The following is a 17,833-nucleotide window of genomic DNA, read 5'->3' as shown; positions in this document are numbered from 1 at the left end:
TCCCCCGTCTCCCCGGATGCCGTCCGGACACCGCCGGTCCGGGCGGCGGGGGCCCCGGACCTGGGACGCCGCCCCGGGGGCGGGCACAATGTCCGGGCGCGCCGCCGCGAGGCGCCGCGAGCCGGTCCCCGGCGCCGCGCCGGGAACCGGCGGCCCGGACGGATCGGGCCGCAGTACGGACGCCCGTCCCGCACGGACGTCCGCCCCGGTCGGACGCCCGCGCCGTGCGGACGCCCGCCCCCCGTGCCCGTCGCACCCCTTGTGGAGGTACCCCCGCCATGGCCGAAGCCCTCAACGCCGCCGACCGCGAGCCGGACCGTGCCGAGGCGATCCTGGAGGTGTTCGGCACGGCCTTCGGCGAGCTGCTGGAGAAGGACCCGGCGGCGTTCCGCGTGAAGTTCCGCAAGATGGCCGCCTCCGCCTTCGCCTTCTACCGCGGCACCGCCGCCCTCTTCTACGCCGACCTCGACCCCGCCGACGGCGTGCCCTCGCCGTTCGCCGGGGCCGGCGCCGCCTTCCTCGACGAGCGGACCGGCCGGGTGTGGATCCACGGCGACCTGCACGCCGAGAACTTCGGCACCTACCTCAACGCCGACGGCCGCCTGGTCTTCAACGTCAACGACTTCGACGAGGCCTACGTCGGCCCGTTCACCTGGGACGTGCAGCGCCTCGCCGCCAGCCTCGCCCTGATCGGGTACGCCAAGGCGCTGGCCGACGACACCATCTCCGACCTGGTCCGGGCGTACGCCCGCGCCTACCGCGCCCAGATCGCGCTGCTGGCGGGCGGCGGCCAGAAGCCGGGCGACACCGCCTTCACCCTGGACACCGCCGAGGGCCCGATCCTGGAGGTGCTGCACCGGGCGCGGCTGCAGACCCGGGTCGCGCTGCTGGACGAGCTCACCGTGATCGACGGCTACGACCGCCGCTTCCGCTCCGGCGGCGGCGCGATCGAGCTCGACGACGCGGTCCGCGCCGAGGTCATGGCCGCCTTCGAGGAGTACGTGGCCACGCTGCCCCCGGCCTCCCGCACCCGGCCCGACTCGCTGCGCGTCAAGGACGTGGTGGGCCGCCGCGGCGTCGGCATCGGCAGCGCCGGGCTCCCCTCGTTCAACCTGCTGCTGGAGGGCCACACCGACGCCCTGGAGAACGACGTCGTGATCTACATGAAGCAGGGCCAGACCCCGGCCGTCTCCCGGCACGTCACCGACGCCGCCGTCCGGGAGTACTTCCGCCACGAGGGCCACCGCACGGTGATCTCCCAGCGGGCCCTGCAGGCCCACGCCGACCCGTGGCTGGGCCACACCGAGATCGGCGGGCTGGGCCAGCTGGTCGCCGAGGTCTCCCCCTACGCGACCGACCTGGACTGGAGCGACCTGGCCGAGCCGGAGGACATCCGCGCCGTGGTCGAGTACCTGGGCCGGGCCACCGCCACCATGCACGCGGCCGCCGACGAGTCCAGCGGGCAGACCCTGGTGCCGTTCTCGACGGAGCACGCCATCGACGCGGCGGTCTCCCGCGACGAGGAGGGCTTCGTGGAGGGGCTGGTCGACTTCGCGCACGCGTACGGGGCACGGGCGCGCACCGACCACCAGATCTTCGTCGACCTGTTCCGCAACGGGCGCATCCCGGGGCTGTGAGCCCGGCCGCGCGGGGCGGCGCGGGCCACGGGGCCCGGGGCGGGACTCACCGCCCCGGGCCGCGCGGCCCGACCGTCCCGGGCCGCCGGGAGGCGTCCCCCTCCCCGTGCCCCTCCCCCTGCGGCACCTCGCCCAGGAAGATCGGGACCCGGTGCAGCGGCGGGGGCTCCCCCGGCAGCCCGGCCCGGGCCCGGGCCGCCCGGAGCGTCATCAGCAGCCTGCGGGCCCGCAGCAGCAGGCAGCCGGCCAGCAGCAGCCCCACCAGGAGCGCGGAGGCGGGGGCGGCCAGGAAGTCGCGGGAGCCGCAGGCCAGCATCACGTCGAACCAGGCGTCGCAGACCAGCAGCACCGCGGTGGCGACGGCCAGCGGGATCACCACCTGGCGGCGGCGCCAGGCGGACCAGGCCGTCCCGGCGAGCGCGGCCAGCAGGCCTGCGTCGAAGCCGACCCAGGCGTAGCGCCACTGCCGGGCGACGTAGTGCACCGGCAGGGACATCGCGAGGTGGGCGATCCACGGGATCAGCGCGAGGCAGGCCACGACCAGGACCCGCAGGGCGCGGCGGTGCCTGCGCGCGGCCCCCGGCGGGAGCGGGGCGGCGTCCATGGAGCCATGGTCCGTCCGGGCCCCGGCGGCCGCCGCCGGTGGGGCCCGGGCGCGGGGCCCGGGGCGAGCCCGGGGCGAGCCCGGGGCGAGCCCGGGGCGAACACCTGACGAACAGTCGGGCGGCGGGTTCCCCGGGCCCGTACCGGCCAGTAGCGTGCCCGGCGTGACCGAGTCCCTTCACGCGGCTCACGCCGCCGACGCCACCGCGTCCCCCCGCCGCACCCCGGCCCGCCGCGCCGTCATCAAGGCCGCCGCCGCCGTCACGGGTGCCGTCGCCCTGCCGGCCGCCACCGCGGCCCGGGCCGCCGCCTCCCCGGCCGCCACCGCCACCGCCACCGCCCCGGCCTTCGTGCACGGCGTCTGCTCCGGCGACCCGCTGCCCGACGGCGTGGTCCTGTGGACCCGGGTGACCCCGACCCCCGACGCGCTGCCCGGCTCCGGCGCCGGCCCCGACCTGCCCGTGGAGTGGACCGTCGCCGCCGACCGCGGCTTCGCCTCCGTCGTCGCCTCCGGCACGGTGACGGCCTCCGCTGCCGCCGACCACACCGTCAAGGTCGACGTGCGCGGCCTGGCCGCCGACACCCCGTACTGGTACCGCTTCACCGCGGGCGGCGCCTCCTCCCCCGCCGGCCGCACCCGCACCGCCCCCGCCGCCGACGCCGCCGTCGACCGGCTGCGCCTCGGCGTCGCCTCCTGCGCCAACTGGGAGGCCGGGTACTTCTCCGCCTACCGGCACCTGGCCGCCCGCGGCGACCTCGACGTCTTCCTCTTCCTCGGCGACTACGTCTACGAGTACCGCAGCGGCGACTTCTGCGCCCGGGGCACCGTCGTCCGCCCCCACCAGCCGCTGAACGAGACCGTCACCCTCGCCGACTACCGCACCCGGCACGGCGCCTGCAAGACCGACCCCGACCTCCAGGCGCTCCAGGCGCAGGTGCCGCTGATCGCGATCTGGGACGACCACGAGTTCGCCGACAACGCCTCCTCCACCGGCGCCGTCAACCACCAGCCCGACACCGAGGGCGACTGGGGCGCCCGGGTCGCCGCCGCCAAGCAGGCCTACTTCGAGTGGATGCCGGTCCGGCCGTCCATCGCGGGCACCACCTACCGGAAGCTGCGCTACGGGCGGCTCGCCGACCTGTCGCTGCTGGACCTGCGCTCCTTCCGCACCGCCCAGGCCGCCGCGGGCAGCGGCGGCGTGGACTCCCCCGACCGCACCATCACCGGCCGCGCCCAGCTCGACTGGCTCAAGGCCGGGCTCGCCGCCTCCGACACGGCCTGGCGGCTGGTCGGCAACTCGGTGATGATCTCGCCGGTCGCCTTCCTCTCGATGCCCGCCTACCTGCTGCGGCCGCTGGCGAAGCTGCTGGGCCTGCCCGAGGAGGGCCTGGCCGTCAACACCGACCAGTGGGACGGCTACACCCACGACCGCCGCGAACTGCTCGGCCACCTCTCCTCCCGCAGCATCCGCAACACCGTCTTCCTCACCGGCGACATCCACTCCGCCTGGGCGGCGGACGTCCCCGCCGAGGCCGCCACCTACCCGGCGTCCGGATCGGTCGCCACCGAGTTCGTCGTCACCTCGGTCACCTCCGACAACGTCGACGACTTCCTCAAGGTCCCGGCGCAGACCGTCTCCCTGGCCGGCGTCGCCGCCATCGAGGCCGCCAACCGGCACGTCAAGTGGGTCGACCTGGACTCCCACGGCTACGGCGTCCTCGACGTCACGGCGGAGCGGGTGCAGATGGACTACTACGTCCTCTCCGACCGCACCCGGCCCGACGCCACGTCGCGGTGGGTCCGCTCCTACCGGACCCGCTCCGGCAGCCAGCAGGTCGAGCGGGTCTGGTCGCCCGTCGGCTGATCCCGCGCCAGGCGGCCCGCTCCGGAGGACCTGCGCGGGGCGGCGTCGTCCGGGCACCACCGCCGCCTCCCGGCCGTTGATCGAACAGAGTGGCGGTCGGGAGGCGGAGGCAGGGCGGGCATGGCATCCAAGGGGACGGGGACCCAGGGGAAGGGAACCGGGGGGAAGGGAACCGGGGGGAAGGGAGCCGGGGGGAAGGGAGCCGGGGGCGCGTCCGGCGCGGGGAGGCGGCGGGCCGGACTGCTCGCGGCCGCCTCACTGTTCGGCGCCGTCGTGCTCCTCCTCGGCGCCCTCGGCCTGCTCGGCGGCCTCCAGGGCGTCGCCGCCCAGGTCCGGGCCGAGCACTGGAGGCCCGAGCAGCCCACCGGCCCCGACCACGTCACCGCCCGCATGCGCGCCGTCCGCGACGCCGTGGAGAAGGAGTTCCGCCTCCCCGGCGGGTCCGGCTGCTACCGCGAGGACGGCGGCATAGCCGGCGGCGGCGAGCACCCCCTCGGCCGCGCCTGCGACTTCATGCTCGGCCCCGCCGGGGTGCGCGCCACCGGCAACCGCGCCGAGCTCGGCGACCGCATCGTCCGCTGGGTGCGCGAGCACGCCGACGACTACGGCATCTGGTACGTGATCTACCGCCAGCACATCTGGTCCAGCCGCCACCCCGAGCGCGGCTGGCTCCCCATGGAGGACCGCGGCGGCGTCACCGGGAACCACTACGACCACGTCCACATCTCGGTGTACTGACCGGCGGCCCCGCCGAGCCGCGCGCCGACCGGGGACCAGCCGTCCGACCAGCACCGACGCCGCCACCCGTGGTCGACGCCTGCCCGCACCGGTCGACCTCCCACGGCTCACAGACGGTCCCGCAACTGCTCTTCCGTCAGCGCCACCGGTCCAGAAGAGAGAAGCAGCGGACCGGAGCTGACCCGGGGAGTCCTTGACCTGCAGCTACCGGCTCATTTGACCGCATCTGCCGAGGGCTCTCCGCGCCGCCCCACCTGACATGGCACGGGCGTAGCACGCGCCCCGATGCGAACTGCCCGGCGGCCCTCATCACGGGAGTTCGGTCACCGTGGTCGGCAACATGCCTGTACACGACCTCATGGACGGCCCCCCTCCCCTTGGGGCCATTCCGGCGCGTTGCCGTCCAGCTGCACAGATGTCACAGCCCTGCACGTCACGCACCACTCACACCGCTCCGCCAGACATGACTTGGATACACGACACGGGGTCGGCGGTGACCCTTTACCGGAAGATCGCGGATCGACCCCTCACAGGGCAAGGCAACGCGGCATGATACCAAGATGGACATTGCAAACTTGATCTTGGACTACATCAAGGTACTGGTCTGGCCTGCTGCCGCCCTGGTCTTCCTGCTGATGTATCGGGACGACCTCAGCAACGTGATCCGCCGCGTCAAGAGTGTCCCCACACCGGCGGGCACCATCGAATTCGTGGAGGAGGCGCGAGTCTTGCTGGACCAAGCCGAGGCAAAGGCCAGAGTGGCTGTTTCACCCAGCACGAGGCGCGGGGCACTGAGGCGACTGGAGCACGCCACTGACGTCCTTCAGGGAGGCAAGCTGCTTTGGGTCGATGATCACCCCGCACATAACAGGTCGCTGATCAAACTCTTTCGCGCAGCGGGCATGGAGGTAGACACCGCTGTCTCGACCGGCGAGGCTCTCACGCTCCTTCGCCGCCACGCATACGATCTCATCTTGAGCGATATCGGCCGAGATGACGACCAGCAAGCCGGAACCACCATGCTGCGGGATTTGGAGCGACTTGACATTGACACGCCGGTGGTACTTTACACGTTCGACTTCGATTACGATCGCGGATTTCCGAGCCGCGCGTTCGCGGCCACCGACGTTCCCGACGAAGTTGTTCATTACGTAATTGACTTGATGGAACGAGCCAAGCTCAGCTGAGCCACTTTGGACAGGTAAAGGATTGGACCCTCAAGGGGCAATTCAACCACCCCTTGCCAAGAGAATATCGGTCTCCACTGCCGCAATTCAAGATCCACTTGGGGACCGCTTTGGAGCGGGATGCACGGGCGGAAATGACAGAAACCGGGATGACATCATGATTCGGTGATGCCTAGGCTCGGCCCATGATCGTTGACCTCGCGCGCCTCACCGCCGTCCGATCGCCCCGACGGACGCCGCCGCCCTGGCCGAGCTGGTCAACGCAATCGAGGCAGCCGATACTTTCGGTGAGTACTACTCCGAGGAAGATGCTGCCGACCAGGTCAAAGCCCCTCTGCTCGACCTCGACCGCGGCACGGTCGGCTTCTTCGACGGCGACACCATGGTCGGCTACTCCTCAGCCGCGCATAGGCCACTAGCCAAAGAGGTGCACCGGGTGATCATCAGCGGAGGCGTGCACCCGGACCACCAACGACGGGGACTCGGCACAGAGCTGCTGTCTGCCGGGATCGCGAGCGCGAAGGCGCTGCACGCGATCCATCACCCCGGCTTGCCACGCGCCGTCGACGTCCAGAACAACGCGCGCAACGACAGCGCGCTTGCCTGCTACCGGGGCGCAGGCATGACGCCTGTGCGTTGGTACTCGCACTTGCGGCATCCGCTCGGAGCCGCCGTCGTCGACGTGCCGACGCCCGACGGCCTCGTCCTCAAGGGCTGCTACGCCGACAACGACAGCGAGTTCCTCGCCGTCAGGAACGAGGCCTTACTCGACCGCTGCGCCGGGGTTCCGGCGCCGGAGGAGCACTGGCGCCCGTTGCTTGGCTGGCCGGCTTTCCGCCCTGGCCTCAGTTTCCTGCTGCGCGACGCGGACAGCGGAACCGCTGCCAGCACGCTACTGACCTTTTCCTGGGATGCGGACACCGAGGCGACCGGCGCCCGTGACGCGCACGTCATAGCCCTGGCGACCCGCCGCTCATACCGCAAGCGAGGCGTCGCCGGCGCACTCATCCACCACGCACTGCGCTCCGCACGGAACAACGGCTTCGACCAGGCGAGCATCGAAATGGACGCCGACAACCCGACCGGCGGGAACAGTCTGTACGAGCGGGCCGGATTCACCGTCGCCCGCACCGAAGTCCGCTACACCCTCTACGCGTGAACGCAGTTCGGTCGATCCGAGAGAAGGTGCGCTCCGCCGCTCCTGCGAGGTTCGCAAGCGCCGGAGGCAGACGAGACCGCAGGCGAGGTCGAGCAGACCGTGGGGGAGATCAGCGCGTCGCTCGCAGCGGATGCGGAGGCGATTGAACCGGTGCAGCCAGACGAAGACGCGCTCGATGACCCAGCGGACCTTGCCCGGTCCGGAGCCGTGGGCAGCACCCCGGCGGACCGACCACTGATTCGAGCCCGCGTTTCCACAGCAGGCGGCAATACTTGTCAAAGTCGTAGCTCCGGCCGGCTGACAGGCGCCTGGGTGCCCGGCGGGGCCGTCCTTCGCAGACCCCGAATCCGTGGGACCGCGTCCAGGAGCGGTAGGAGTCGGGTGACGTCGACCTGTCCTCTTAGCGGTCGCCGCATTCGGACCGCTGTGGCTGGCCGCCGTGTCTGACGGGCTGCTGGACGCCCTGTTGCTGCGCGGCGAGCGTGTCAGCGCCTGGGAGCGGCCCACCACGGCGGCCGCTTGCGCGGGCGGGGGCGATGTTCGTCAAGGCCTGGGGCCGCCGACGGTGAGCAGCAGCCCGCGGTGACCGATGGGCGGGCTCGCTGTGGAACGATCGGCAGGCGTCCGGGGCGTTCGCCCGTCGGGCGGTCGGGGTCGGACGGAGGAGGACGGCGGCATGGGGGGACACGACGGCGTGGCGGCGTGGGCGGAAGGCCGCGGCGGCGGGGAGCCGTTCGGTCCGCTGGTGGCCGCCGGCCGGCTCGCCGGCCTGCTGGGCGCGCCCGGCGTGGTCGTGCTGGACGCCTCGGTGGGGGCGCACCGCGGCTCCCTCCGGCGGATCCCGGGAGCGCGGCCCTTCGACATCGACGGGGCGCTGTCCGACCCCTCCGGCCCCCTGCCCCACACGATGCCCGGGGCGGCGCGGCTCACCGAGGAGGTGCGCGCGCTCGGGGTGGACGACGGCAGCACGGTGGCCGTCTACGACGCGGCGGGCGTCTACTCCAGCGCCCGCGCCTGGTGAATGCTCCGGGCGATGGGCCTCGAGCGGGTCGCGGTCCTCGACGGCGGCCTGCCCGCCTGGGAGGCCGCGGGGCTGCCCGTGGAGGAGGGCCCGCCCGCGCCCGCCGGGCGGCGAGGGGACTTCACCGCCCGCCCCCGCCCCGGGCGGTTCGTGGACGCCGACGGAGTGGCGGCCGCCCTGGCCGACCCCGCCGCGGCGGTCCTCGACGCGCGCTCCCGCGAGCGCTTCCGGGGCGAGGCCCCCGAGCCCCGCCCGGGGCTGCGCGGCGGCCACATGCCCGGGGCGGTCGGCCTGCCGTTCGGCGAGATCCAGCGGGACGGTCTGATGCTCCCGGAGGCGGAGCTGCGGGCCGTCCTCGCGGCCCGGACCGGGGGCCGGGAGAGGCTGGTGGTGAGCTGCGGCTCGGGGGTCACGGCCTGCGTCCTGGCGCTGGCGGCCGTGCTCGCCGGGTACCCGGAGCCGGCGGTGTACGACGGCTCCTGGAGCGAGTGGGGCCTGCCCTCGGACCGCCCGGTGGTGACGGGCGGGTAGTCCGGCGGCCGACAACCGAGCGGCCGGGGCCGTCACTCGGGCGGGGTCGGGGTGTCCTCGCAGCGGAACATGGCCTGGACGTCCAGCTCCAGCTTGATGCGGGGGCCGACGACGGCGATGCCGCGGGCCAGCATGGAGCGCCAGTTGAGGGTGAAGTCCTCGCGGTGCAGCTCGGTGGTGGCGAGTGCGGCGCAGCGCAGCTCCTCGCCGTAGCCGCCGTTGACCATGCCGAGGTAGGTGGTGTCCAGCTGGACGGACCGGCTGGTGCCGTGCATGGTGAGCGCGCCGTGGACGGTCCACTTGGCGCCGTGCCGGTGGACGAGGCGGTCGCTGGCGAAGTGCAGGTACGGGTACCGCTTGACGTCGAGGAAGTCGGCAGACCGCAGGTGGGTGTCGCGGGTGCGGTTGCCGGTGGTGAGGGAGCCGGCCTCGATGGTGATCTCGATGGACGAGTCCTCCATCCGCTCGCCGATGCGGATGCCGCCCTCGAAGTCGGTGAACCGGCCGTGCACGTGGGCCATCCCGACGTGCTGGGCGATGAAGCGGATCGCGGTGTGCGGGGGGTCGAAGTCCCAGGCGCCGGGGACGGGCAGCTCCTTGAGCGGGGACGGCATGAGCTGGAACGGCCCGACGTGGCTGCGCTGCCCGGCCGTGACGGTCACGGCGGAGCGGACCGGCTCCAGGCTGTCGGCGGTCACCGCCAGCTGGTACTCCCCCGGCGGCAGCGCGGCCGCGAACCAGCCGAAGGGGTCGCTGGTGGCCGTCACCAGCGGGAGGCGGTGGACCGGGTCGAAGACGGTGATGTCGGCGCCGCGCAGTGCGGTGCCGATCGGGTCGTGCACCTCGCAGCTGACGACGCCCGCCCCGCGGGGCGGGGCCGGGAGCAGCGGCGCGTCGGCGGTGCCGGTGCGCGCGTGCCTGCGCCGCAGCAGTCGCAGGGGCATGGCTCTCCTCCTTGCCGGAGCGGTCCGAGGGGCGTCCCCGTCGCCTTCCGGCGGTTCTCGGGCGGTCGGCGGGATTCCGCCGATAAAGATCGTCAGTAGGCAGACTAACCCGGCCCGGAGCCGCCTCCGCGCCACGCAGGTGACCTGGGGGTGAGAGAAACTTCACCGTGTCAGAAATATGTGTGGGCGACGTGTCCGGATGTCAAGGAAAAGCATTTTCTGAAGTCCTGTCACGGATTCCCGCGCCCCGGAGGCCGCTCCCCGGACGCGACGGCAGCGCATCCCGCGCCGGTCGAGGACAGGCGCGAGCGGCCGTCCGGCCCGGCTGCGGGCGGCCCGCGCGGGAGACCTCAGCCCAGGGGGGCCAGGAGGCGGCGCGCCTGGCGCTCCAGGGTGCCCGCCGGGTTCCGTGCGTGACCCGGGGCGTCCGGCAGGAGCATGAGCAGCCGGATCAGGGCGAAGAGCCTGCGGAGGCCCTCCAGGCGGTGCGCCTCGGCCAGGGCGAGGGCGAAGCGGCCGAGGAAGGCCGGCACGTCGAGGCTGCCGTCCACCCACGTGGACACGTGCTCGGCGATCTCGGCGAGCTCGAAGGCGCGGTCGCTGCGGCCGGAGATCTCGAAGTCCACGAGGCGGACGCGGTCTCCGTCCCCGAGGAAGTTCGCCAGGGTTCCCGTCCACGAGGCCGAGGACCCCTCCCGCCGGGCGTCCCGTCCGCCGGGACGCGGCGGGGCGGCCGCCCCAGGGAGTCGCGTGCGGCCGCCCCGGCCCGCGGGGCGCGGACCGGTGCGGGCGGCGTCCCGCCGTCCCGGCCGCTCCCGGCCCCGCCCCCTGGCTCCCCAGTCCCGTCGCCCGCAGAGGGGTCGAGAGCCGTCCGGGGCGGGCCCTACCCTGCACGGGGGTCCACGGAGGAGGGGCGATGACGGTGCACTTCACCCTCGTGTGCGACGACCCGCCGCACGGCGTCGTGCTCACGCACCCGGGCCCGCACCCCGTCGAGGTGGTGAAGGCCCTGCACCGGCGGACGGAGCTGAGCCTGTGGCACAGCAAGGTCCTCATCGGCGACCTGCCCGCCACCGTGCTCGCCGACGTGCCGGAGGGGGAGGCGGTGACCCTGGCGGCGGCACTGCGCGAGGCGGGTGCCCGGGTCGACGCGGTGCGGATGCCGCCGCTTCGGCCCTGAGCTCCTGCGGGAGGCAGTCGGATCGGCGGCGGATCGTGGCATGTGCCGCGGCGGACCGCGGAACACGCCGAGGGGCACACGGACTGCCCTCAGGCGTCGGTGCGGGCGCGCTCGACGGCGGCGGACCGGAGCGCGCGGAGCGCGTCCGCGGCCTCCAGGACGGGCCCGGCACCCCGGCGGGCGTGCGAGAGGGGCGCGGGGAGCACCACCGCGGTGCCGTCCGCGGTGGTGATCCGCAGGTTCCAGTACCCTCCGTGGCGGTGGACGGCGGATGCGGCGTCGACCGAGGCGACGTCCGCCCACCGCCACGACCGGCGCCGTCTCATCGGGCGCCCGTACGAGATCCCTTCCGCGTCGGCGGTCGTGTGCACGAGGGCGCCTCCGGCGAGGTAGGCGGCCGGGAGCAGGAACGTGACGGCGGCCAGGGCCTCACCGAGGCGGTAGGCCGCGCTGTAGAGCCACGGGTCCTGTGTGAGCGCGTCCACCAGGGAGGGCGTCGCCGCCAGGGCCAGCAGACCGCCGGCCAGCAGGGAGAGCGCCCGGCTGCGGGCGTCCGCGCGGTAGCGGAGCCTGACGGGTGCGGCCGGTCGGGCGGCGGCCGATCGGGCGGCGGCCGATCGGGTGGCGGTGGGGGCGCCGGGTTCCACAGTCTGCTCCTGATGCCGAGGGGCGGGATGCAGATCATGGCACGGCCGGCCCGCGCCCTCGTGTCCGCCGGAGCGCGGTCCCGAGGAAGGGGCGGGTCGCCGCACCCTGCCGATGGCCGGACGGGGGCGGTCCGGCCGCCCGGCCGGGCGGTGCGGGGCGGTCCGCACCGCGGCCGGGCAGCCGGGCGGCCGGGCGGCCGGGCGGCCGGGCGGCCGGGCGGCCGGGCAGCCGGGCCGTCGGCTCAGGCGTCGGCGTCGATGTCCGCCAGGAAGTCCAGGGCGGCGGCCCAGGCCTGCGCGGCGGCCTCGGCGTCGTGGTCGGGCAGGTCCGGGTCGGTGAAGAGGTGGCCGGCGCCGCGGTAGCGGTGGACCTCGACGTCGGCCCCGGCGCGGCGCATCCGCAGGTACCAGGCGTTGAGCCAGTCCTCGGTCTCGAACGGGTCGGGCTCGGCGACGTGGAGCTGGACGGGGACGGAGGTGGCGGCGTCGTCGAGGATGTCGGAGGTGCCGTGGAAGAGCAGCAGGCCGCGGGCGGTCTCGTCGGCGAGGGCGAGGTTCTGCGCGAGGGCGCCGCCGAGGGAGAAGCCGGCGTAGACGAGGCCCGGGGCGTCGGGGCCCGCCCCGTTGCCGGAGGAGGTGGTGCCGATCAGGGGGACGGCGGCGGCCACGGCGCGGCGCAGCAGCTCCTCGGTGCCGATCTCGTCCTTGATCGCCATGCCCTCCTCGACGGTGTCCACGACCCGGCCGTCGTAGAGGTCGGGGACGTGCACCTCGTGGCCGGCGGCGCGCAGCCGGTCGGCCGCCGTGCGGACCGCGGGCCGCAGGCCGTAGGCGGAGTGGAGGAGGAGGATGCGAGCCACGGGAGGTGCCCTTCCTGGCGTGTCGTCCGGTTCTGTCCCCCATCATGGCCGGTGAGGGAGGGTCCGCGGTAATCGGCCGCCCGACGGTCCGTCAAGATGTCCGAAGATCATTCGAGTAGGCCCATACGAGCGGAAGTCGACAACCATGTGGAGCGTGATGCGCCCCCTGGCCCTGCTGTGCTGCGCGGTCGCCGTGCCCGTCCTGGTGGGGTGGGGGGTGGACCGGCTGCTGAGACGGGCGATGGGCTCCCGGCCCGGCTCGCGGACCCTGCCGCTGCTGCGCCGCTGCCGGATGCCCCTGCAGGCCCTGGTGGCGGCGGCGTGGCTGTACGCGGCGCTGCCGGCCGCGAGACTGCCGTCCGAGGTGTACCCGGCGGCGCGGCACACCCTGCTGGTGCTGGTGATGGCCGCCTCGGGGTGGCTGGGGGTGCGGGTGACTGGTGCCCTGGTGACCACGGCGGTCGGCCGGTACGAGAACGCGGTGGACGACCACTCCCGGGTGCGGCGGATGCGCACGCAGGTCGGGCTGATCCGCCGGGTGGTCCAGGCCGCGATCGTGCTGGTCGCGATCGCGTCCGCGCTGATGACCTTCCCGGCGGCCCGCGCGGTGGGCACCAGCCTGCTGGCGTCGGCCGGCGTGATCGGCGTGGTCGCGGGCATCGCCGCGCAGTCCACCCTGGGCAACCTCTTCGCGGGACTGCAGATCGCCTTCGGCGACATGGTGCGGATCGGCGACGTCGTGGTGGTGAACGGCCAGCAGGGCCAGATCGAGGAGATCACCCTCACCTACCTGGTCCTGACCACCTGGGACCAGCGCCGGATCGTCATGCCGGTCTCGTACTTCACCGGGCGGCCGTTCGAGAACTGGTCGCGCAAGGACCCGCGGATGACCGGCACGGTGATCCTCCACCTGGACCACGCGGCGCCGATCGGCGAGCTGCGGGCCGAGCTGAAGCGCTACCTGGACGGCAACGCGCTCTGGGACCGGCAGGGCTGGAGCCTGCTGGTCACCGACACCACGCCGTCCACGGTGGTGGTGCGGGCCCTGGTGACCGCGCGGGACGCGGACGACGTGTGGACGCTGCGCTGCGCCGTCCGCGAGCACCTGCTGGAGTACGTGCGGGAGCGCCACCCGCAGGCGCTGCCCAGGGTGGCCACGACCGTGGTCGCGGCGGGCGGGCCCGAGGGCCGCGGCACGGAGGACCAGGCCGCGCAGGAGCGCGGCACGGAGGAGCACGGGGTCGGGGCGGCCTGGGCGGAGGGTCCCTGGACCCGGCCGGAGGGGACCCCCCACGAGAGGGTCCGGGACGCGGAGGGGCCGCGGGCCGCCCGGGGCGCCCGGGTGCCGGTGCCGGCGCAGCGGCGGTCCCCCGGAGGCGTCAGCCTGGCCAAGGAGCCCCGCTGACCCGGCGGCCCGCCGCCGCCGTTCCCGCGGCGGCGGCGGGCCGCCGGGCGGTCAGGACACCACGTCCTTGCCGCGGAAGCCGCGGAAGGCCAGCGCCAGCAGCACCACCGCGTAGGAGGCGGAGACGGCCGTGCCCTTGACCATGCCGCCCCACTCCAGCTGGGGCTGGAGGGCGTCCGCCCAGGCGTACTGCCAGTGGGCGGGCAGCAGGTCGCGCCAGTCGCCGAGGGCGGTGACGGCGTCCAGCACGCTGCCGACGATGGTGAGGAAGACCGCCCCGCCGACGGCGCCGAGCGGCGCGTCGGTGGCGGTGGAGAGCCAGAAGGCGAGCCCGGCGGTGGCGAGCTGCGAGAGCAGGACGTACCCGACGGCGATCGCGAGGCGCGGCAGCGCCGACCCGGCCTCCAGGCTGGTGCCGGTGGGCAGCCTCAGGTCGCCCCAGCCGTAGGCGGCGGTGCCGACGGCGAGGGCCACCGCGGGCAGCAGCACCACCGCCGCCGCGCTGAAGGCGAGGGCGACGGAGAGCTTGGCGGCCAGCAGCCGGGTGCGCGGCACGGGGGCCGCGAGCAGGTAGCGCAGCGAGGACCAGCCGGCCTCCGCCGCCACCGTGTCGCCGCAGAACAGCGCCACCGGGATGACCAGCAGGAAGCCGGTGGAGACGAAGAGGGCGGTGGCGGCGAAGTTCGCGCCGGAGGCGGTGGCGGTGTCGATGAGGGTGGTGCGGCCGCGGTTCGGGTCGGGGCCGCCGCCGATGGCGAAGGCCGCGAGCAGCACCAGCGGCAGGCCGGCCAGGACGGCGGCCATGACGAGGGTGCGGCGGCGGCGCAGCTGGCGCACGGCCTCCACCCGGAAGGACAGGGTGCGGCGCGGCCGGTAGCCGGGGGCGTGCCCGGCGTCGGGCGGCCCGGGGGCGGCCAGCGGCGGGACGTGCGGGGTCCCGGGCTGCTGCCGGGCCGGCGACGGCGGACCGGTCTGCGGCGGCGGGGCCGCGGACGGCTGCGGGGCGCTCACGCGGGTCCTCCGATCAGGGAGAGGAAGGCGTCCTCCAGGCGGCGGTGCGGTCCGACACGCTCGACGGGCACGCCGAGCCGGACGAGTTCGGCGACCAGCGCGGGCACGGTCAGGCCGTCGAGGCGCACGAGCAGCCCGGCGTCGACCGCCTCGGCGGAGGCGACGCCGTCGAGGGCGGCGGCCTTCTCCGCAGCGGCGGTGCGGCCGCCCGCGTCCAGGGCCTCCGGGCCCTGCGCCGGGGTGGCGACGAGCAGCAGGTCGCCCGCGCCGACGATGTCCGCGACGGGCCCGGCGGTGACCAGGCGGCCGCGGTCCATGACGACGAGGTGGGTGCAGCTCTGCTCGACCTCGGAGAGCAGGTGGCTGGAGACGATGACGGTGCGCCCGGTGGCGGCGTACCGCACCATGACCTCGCGCATCTCGCGGATCTGCGGCGGGTCGAGGCCGTTGGTGGGCTCGTCGAGGATGAGCAGCTCGGGCAGGCCCAGCATGGCCTGGGCGAGGGCGAGGCGCTGCCGCATGCCCTGGGAGTAGGTGCGCACCGCCCGGTCCAGCGCCTCGCCGAGGCCGGCGATCTCCAGCGCCTCCTCCAGGTGGGAGTCCCCGTCGGGGCGGCCGGTGGCCTGCCAGTACAGGCGCAGGTTGGCGCGGCCGGTGAGGTGCGGCAGGAAGCCGGCGCCCTCGACGAACGCGCCGACGCGGGAGAGGACGGGGGCGCCGCTGCGCACGGCGTGGCCGAAGACGCGGATCTCGCCGCTGTCGGGGCGGATGAGGCCCATGAGCATGCGCAGGGTGGTGGTCTTGCCCGCGCCGTTGGGGCCCAGGAGTCCGACGACCTGGCCCTGTTCGACGCGGAAGGAGAGGTCGCGGACGGCGTACCGGTCGGCGGCGCCCGCGTAGCGCTTGGACAGGCCGGTGATCTGCAGCGGGACGGCGGCGAGGTCCGGGTCCGGCCGCGGGGTGCGGCGCAGCCGCCCGGGGCCGGTGAGCAGCAGCAGGGCGGCGAGGGCGACCGCTCCGGCGGGCATGGCCCACACCCAGGCGGGCAGCGGGGCGGCGGCGGTGCGCAGGCCCTGGTCGGTGGGGACGGCGAGTCCGGGGCCGGCCGTCGCGACGCGGTAGGCGGCGGGTTCGGCGGGCGAGGCGTAGGCGAGGTCGGTGCTGGCGAGCACGACCGCCATGCGGTGCCCGGCGGTGAACTCGTGGTCGATCGCCGGCAGCCTCACCTGCACGGTGCGGCCCTGCGGGGCGTCGGCGCCGGTGACCCGGAAGGGGGCGACCAGCTGCTGGGGCAGGGTGCGGCCGCCGTCGGGGGCGACGTCGTAGAGCTTGGCGAAGAGCACGGCGTCGGGCCGGTCGGCGCGGACCCGCACGGAGAGGCGCGGCGCGCCGGTGACCCGGACGGAGGAGGCGAGCGGCGCGGAGCTGAAGACGGCGGACTGGCCCGGGAGGTCGAGGGAGAGGCCGGGCCCGACGGCGGACAGCCGGGAGAGGGCGGCCAGGCCGGGCACGGTGGAGACGGCGGGCGGCGAGCCGCCCGGGGGGTTGGCGGCGGTCTGCTCGCCGCCGGCCAGCGGCACGGTGCGGACGGTGGTGCCGTCGAGGCCGGGGTAGCGGTCGGCGGTCGCGCCGCGCAGCACGGACTGGACGCCGGTGGAGTCGAGGCCGCCGGTGCGGGTGACGCGGAAGGCGGGGCCGGCGGGGGCGAAGCCGCCCCTGAGGTGGTGGTCGAACCAGGCGGTGACGCGCCGCTGGACGCGGGCGGTCTCCTGGTCCCCGCCGTCGTGGCCGCCCGCGTACCAGTCGACGGCGACGGGCGCGCCGTTCGCGGCGACGGCGCGGGCGATGGCGTCGCCCTGGTCGAGGGGGAAGAGCGAGTCGTGCAGGCCCTGGACGACGAGGGTGGGGACGCGGATGCGACCGGCGACCGAGGAGGGGCTGGAGCGCTCCAGGAGCCTCACCGCGGCGGCGTCGGGCCGTCCGGCGACCGCGACCCGGCGGTACATGGCGCACAGCTCGGCGGTGAAGCGGCCGCAGCCGGGGTCCGCGGCCGCGGCGGCCGGGCCGGGCCGGGCGCCGGGGGCGGCGTCGGGCCCGGCAGGGCCGCCCTGCGCGCCCTGGCCGCCCTGGCCGCCCTGTGCGGACGGCCCGGCGGGGTCGGTGGACCCGGTGGAGAAGAAGATCCCGGTCCAGAGCTTCTTGAGGACGCCGTCGGCCGGACCGCTGCCGGCCGCGTTCTGCGGGAAGAGCGCGCCGGCCAGGTCCCACCAGGTGATCTGGGGCGCGATCGCGTCGATGCGGCGGTCGTACCCGGCGGCGAGCAGCGCGACCGCGCCGCCGTAGGAGGCGCCGGTGACGCCGACCCGGGGGTCGCCCGGGGCGTCGAGCCGGACCTCCGGCCGGGTGGCCAGCCAGTCGACCAGGCCGCGGACGTCCTGCACCTCGGCGTCGGGCGCGTCCAGGCCGATCCGGCCCCCGGAGCGGCCGAAGCCGCGGGCGGACCAGGTCAGCACCGCGTACCCGGCGCGGGCGAGCTGCTCCGCCTGCGCCCGCACGCCGTCCTTGGAGCCGCCGAAGCCGTGCGCGAGCAGCACCGCGGGGCGGCGCCCCGCGGGGCCCGCGGTGAGGAAGGAGGTGTCGATGCGGACCTTCCGGGCGCTCCCGGGGACCTCCGGAAGCTCCAGGAAGCGCTGCTCGACGCGGACCGGCGGCCCGCCGCCGGAGGCGGCGGCGGTCCACACGCCGACGGTCCCGGCCGCGAGGGCCAGGGCGAGCACGGCGGCCGCGAGCCGCCGGGAGCGGCGCGGCCGCCCCGTCCACCACCGCCGCAGGCGGCCGCCGAGGTCCATGACCGGTGATCCTAACCGGCCCCGGTGACGGCGCCCGGTGCGGCCCCCGGCGCAGGGCCCGGCGGGGACCCGGGCCCGGCGGGGACCCGGGCCCGGTGTGGGCCGCGCCACGCCACCGACCGCGTGTTCGGCCCGCCCGCCCGGCAAGGGGTAACCGGATCGCGGTGCGCCGAGGAGCCGGGGGGCAGGCGGGCCG

Annotated in this window: 14 protein-coding genes and 2 pseudogenes; 8 read left to right on the top strand and 8 right to left on the bottom strand. The window is 75.2% G+C overall.

Translation table 11 applies throughout. The features are described 5' to 3' along the window. The first annotated feature begins 278 nt into the window (after positions 1-278). Positions 279-1,637, top strand: a complete 1,359-nt coding sequence (locus ACFY07_RS03600; protein WP_390867190.1) for a DUF2252 domain-containing protein — start codon at positions 279-281, stop codon at positions 1,635-1,637. 46 nt (positions 1,638-1,683) lie between these two features. Here the strand turns inward: ACFY07_RS03600 and ACFY07_RS03595 are convergent, their stop codons facing one another. After that, on the bottom strand, positions 1,684-2,241 hold the full coding sequence (locus ACFY07_RS03595) for a hypothetical protein (RefSeq protein ID WP_390867189.1): 558 nt from the start codon (positions 2,239-2,241) through the stop codon (positions 1,684-1,686). A 163-nt stretch (positions 2,242-2,404) separates the two neighbouring features. On the opposite strand from ACFY07_RS03595, the gene ACFY07_RS03590 reads away from it, so the two are divergent. The 4 genes from ACFY07_RS03590 to ACFY07_RS03575 all read left to right on the top strand — a co-directional run bounded on the left by ACFY07_RS03590 (position 2,405) and on the right by ACFY07_RS03575 (position 7,189). After that, on the top strand, positions 2,405-4,105 hold the full coding sequence (locus ACFY07_RS03590; RefSeq protein WP_390867188.1) for an alkaline phosphatase D family protein: 1,701 nt from the start codon (positions 2,405-2,407) through the stop codon (positions 4,103-4,105). Positions 4,106-4,378: 273 nt separating this feature from the next. Then, entirely contained in the window at positions 4,379-4,843 is a 465-nt protein-coding gene (locus ACFY07_RS03585) for a hypothetical protein (RefSeq protein WP_390867187.1), read from the top strand. A 560-nt stretch (positions 4,844-5,403) separates the two neighbouring features. Next, the gene (locus tag ACFY07_RS03580; RefSeq protein ID WP_390867186.1) at positions 5,404-6,030 is read left to right on the top strand and encodes a response regulator; all 627 of its coding nucleotides are present in this window, start codon (positions 5,404-5,406) and stop codon (positions 6,028-6,030) included. Between the two features lie 220 nt (positions 6,031-6,250). After that, complete coding sequence (locus ACFY07_RS03575) at positions 6,251-7,189, top strand: GNAT family N-acetyltransferase (RefSeq protein WP_390867407.1); 939 nt, start codon at positions 6,251-6,253, stop codon at positions 7,187-7,189. Positions 7,190-7,234: 45 nt separating this feature from the next. On the opposite strand, the pseudogene ACFY07_RS03570 reads toward ACFY07_RS03575, so the two are convergent. Continuing rightward, a pseudogene (locus tag ACFY07_RS03570) lies at positions 7,235-7,578 on the bottom strand (IS5/IS1182 family transposase); the annotation flags it as partial. A 287-nt stretch (positions 7,579-7,865) separates the two neighbouring features. On the opposite strand from ACFY07_RS03570, the pseudogene ACFY07_RS03565 reads away from it, so the two are divergent. Further along, positions 7,866-8,741, top strand: a pseudogene (locus ACFY07_RS03565) (sulfurtransferase). Positions 8,742-8,773: 32 nt separating this feature from the next. Here the strand turns inward: ACFY07_RS03565 and ACFY07_RS03560 are convergent. Both ACFY07_RS03560 and ACFY07_RS03555 read right to left on the bottom strand, forming a co-directional pair. Beyond that, on the bottom strand, positions 8,774-9,685 hold the full coding sequence (locus tag ACFY07_RS03560) for a YceI family protein (RefSeq protein WP_390867185.1): 912 nt from the start codon (positions 9,683-9,685) through the stop codon (positions 8,774-8,776). Between the two features lie 350 nt (positions 9,686-10,035). Beyond that, positions 10,036-10,311: a hypothetical protein gene (locus ACFY07_RS03555; RefSeq protein WP_390867184.1), complete on the bottom strand. Its 276-nt coding sequence runs from the start codon at positions 10,309-10,311 to the stop codon at positions 10,036-10,038. Between the two features lie 290 nt (positions 10,312-10,601). Between ACFY07_RS03555 and ACFY07_RS03550 the strand changes: the two genes are divergently transcribed. Continuing rightward, complete coding sequence (locus ACFY07_RS03550) at positions 10,602-10,865, top strand: ribosomal protein L7/L12 (RefSeq protein WP_390867183.1); 264 nt, start codon at positions 10,602-10,604, stop codon at positions 10,863-10,865. Positions 10,866-10,954: 89 nt separating this feature from the next. On the opposite strand, the gene ACFY07_RS03545 is transcribed toward ACFY07_RS03550, so the two are convergent. Then, positions 10,955-11,512: a PH domain-containing protein gene (locus tag ACFY07_RS03545; RefSeq protein ID WP_390867182.1), complete on the bottom strand. Its 558-nt coding sequence runs from the start codon at positions 11,510-11,512 to the stop codon at positions 10,955-10,957. Between the two features lie 242 nt (positions 11,513-11,754). Then, on the bottom strand, positions 11,755-12,372 hold the full coding sequence (locus ACFY07_RS03540) for a dienelactone hydrolase family protein (RefSeq protein WP_390867181.1): 618 nt from the start codon (positions 12,370-12,372) through the stop codon (positions 11,755-11,757). A 157-nt stretch (positions 12,373-12,529) separates the two neighbouring features. Here ACFY07_RS03540 and ACFY07_RS03535 point away from each other — a divergent pair, with 157 nt between their 5' ends. After that, complete coding sequence (locus tag ACFY07_RS03535; protein WP_390867406.1) at positions 12,530-13,777, top strand: mechanosensitive ion channel family protein; 1,248 nt, start codon at positions 12,530-12,532, stop codon at positions 13,775-13,777. 51 nt (positions 13,778-13,828) lie between these two features. Here ACFY07_RS03535 and ACFY07_RS03530 read toward each other — a convergent pair whose 3' ends face one another. Beyond that, on the bottom strand, positions 13,829-14,695 hold the full coding sequence (locus tag ACFY07_RS03530) for an ABC transporter permease (RefSeq protein ID WP_390867405.1): 867 nt from the start codon (positions 14,693-14,695) through the stop codon (positions 13,829-13,831). A gap of 89 nt (positions 14,696-14,784) precedes the next feature. After that, complete coding sequence (locus tag ACFY07_RS03525; protein ID WP_390867180.1) at positions 14,785-17,637, bottom strand: alpha/beta fold hydrolase; 2,853 nt, start codon at positions 17,635-17,637, stop codon at positions 14,785-14,787. Between the last annotated feature and the right edge of the window lie 196 nt (positions 17,638-17,833).

It is taken from the genome of Streptomyces sp. NPDC001380, from assembly GCF_042895785.1.
GTDB lineage: Bacteria > Actinomycetota > Actinomycetes > Streptomycetales > Streptomycetaceae > Peterkaempfera.
The sequence above is the reverse complement of the archived record's forward strand: the minus strand, read 5'-3'. Positions and strand labels throughout refer to the sequence as shown.

Excerpts from the sequence above, each read along its gene's own strand:
- ACFY07_RS03525 (WP_390867180.1), bottom strand. The coding sequence starts at position 17,637 with ATGGACCTCGGCGGCCGCCTGCGGCGGTGGTGGACGGGGCGGCCGCGC.
- ACFY07_RS03580 (WP_390867186.1), top strand. The coding sequence starts at position 5,404 with ATGGACATTGCAAACTTGATCTTGGACTACATCAAGGTACTGGTCTGG.
- ACFY07_RS03560 (WP_390867185.1), bottom strand. The coding sequence starts at position 9,685 with ATGCCCCTGCGACTGCTGCGGCGCAGGCACGCGCGCACCGGCACCGCC.
- ACFY07_RS03595 (WP_390867189.1), bottom strand. The coding sequence starts at position 2,241 with ATGGACGCCGCCCCGCTCCCGCCGGGGGCCGCGCGCAGGCACCGCCGC.
- ACFY07_RS03600 (WP_390867190.1), top strand. The coding sequence starts at position 279 with ATGGCCGAAGCCCTCAACGCCGCCGACCGCGAGCCGGACCGTGCCGAG.
- ACFY07_RS03550 (WP_390867183.1), top strand. The coding sequence starts at position 10,602 with ATGACGGTGCACTTCACCCTCGTGTGCGACGACCCGCCGCACGGCGTC.
- ACFY07_RS03535 (WP_390867406.1), top strand. The coding sequence starts at position 12,530 with ATGCGCCCCCTGGCCCTGCTGTGCTGCGCGGTCGCCGTGCCCGTCCTG.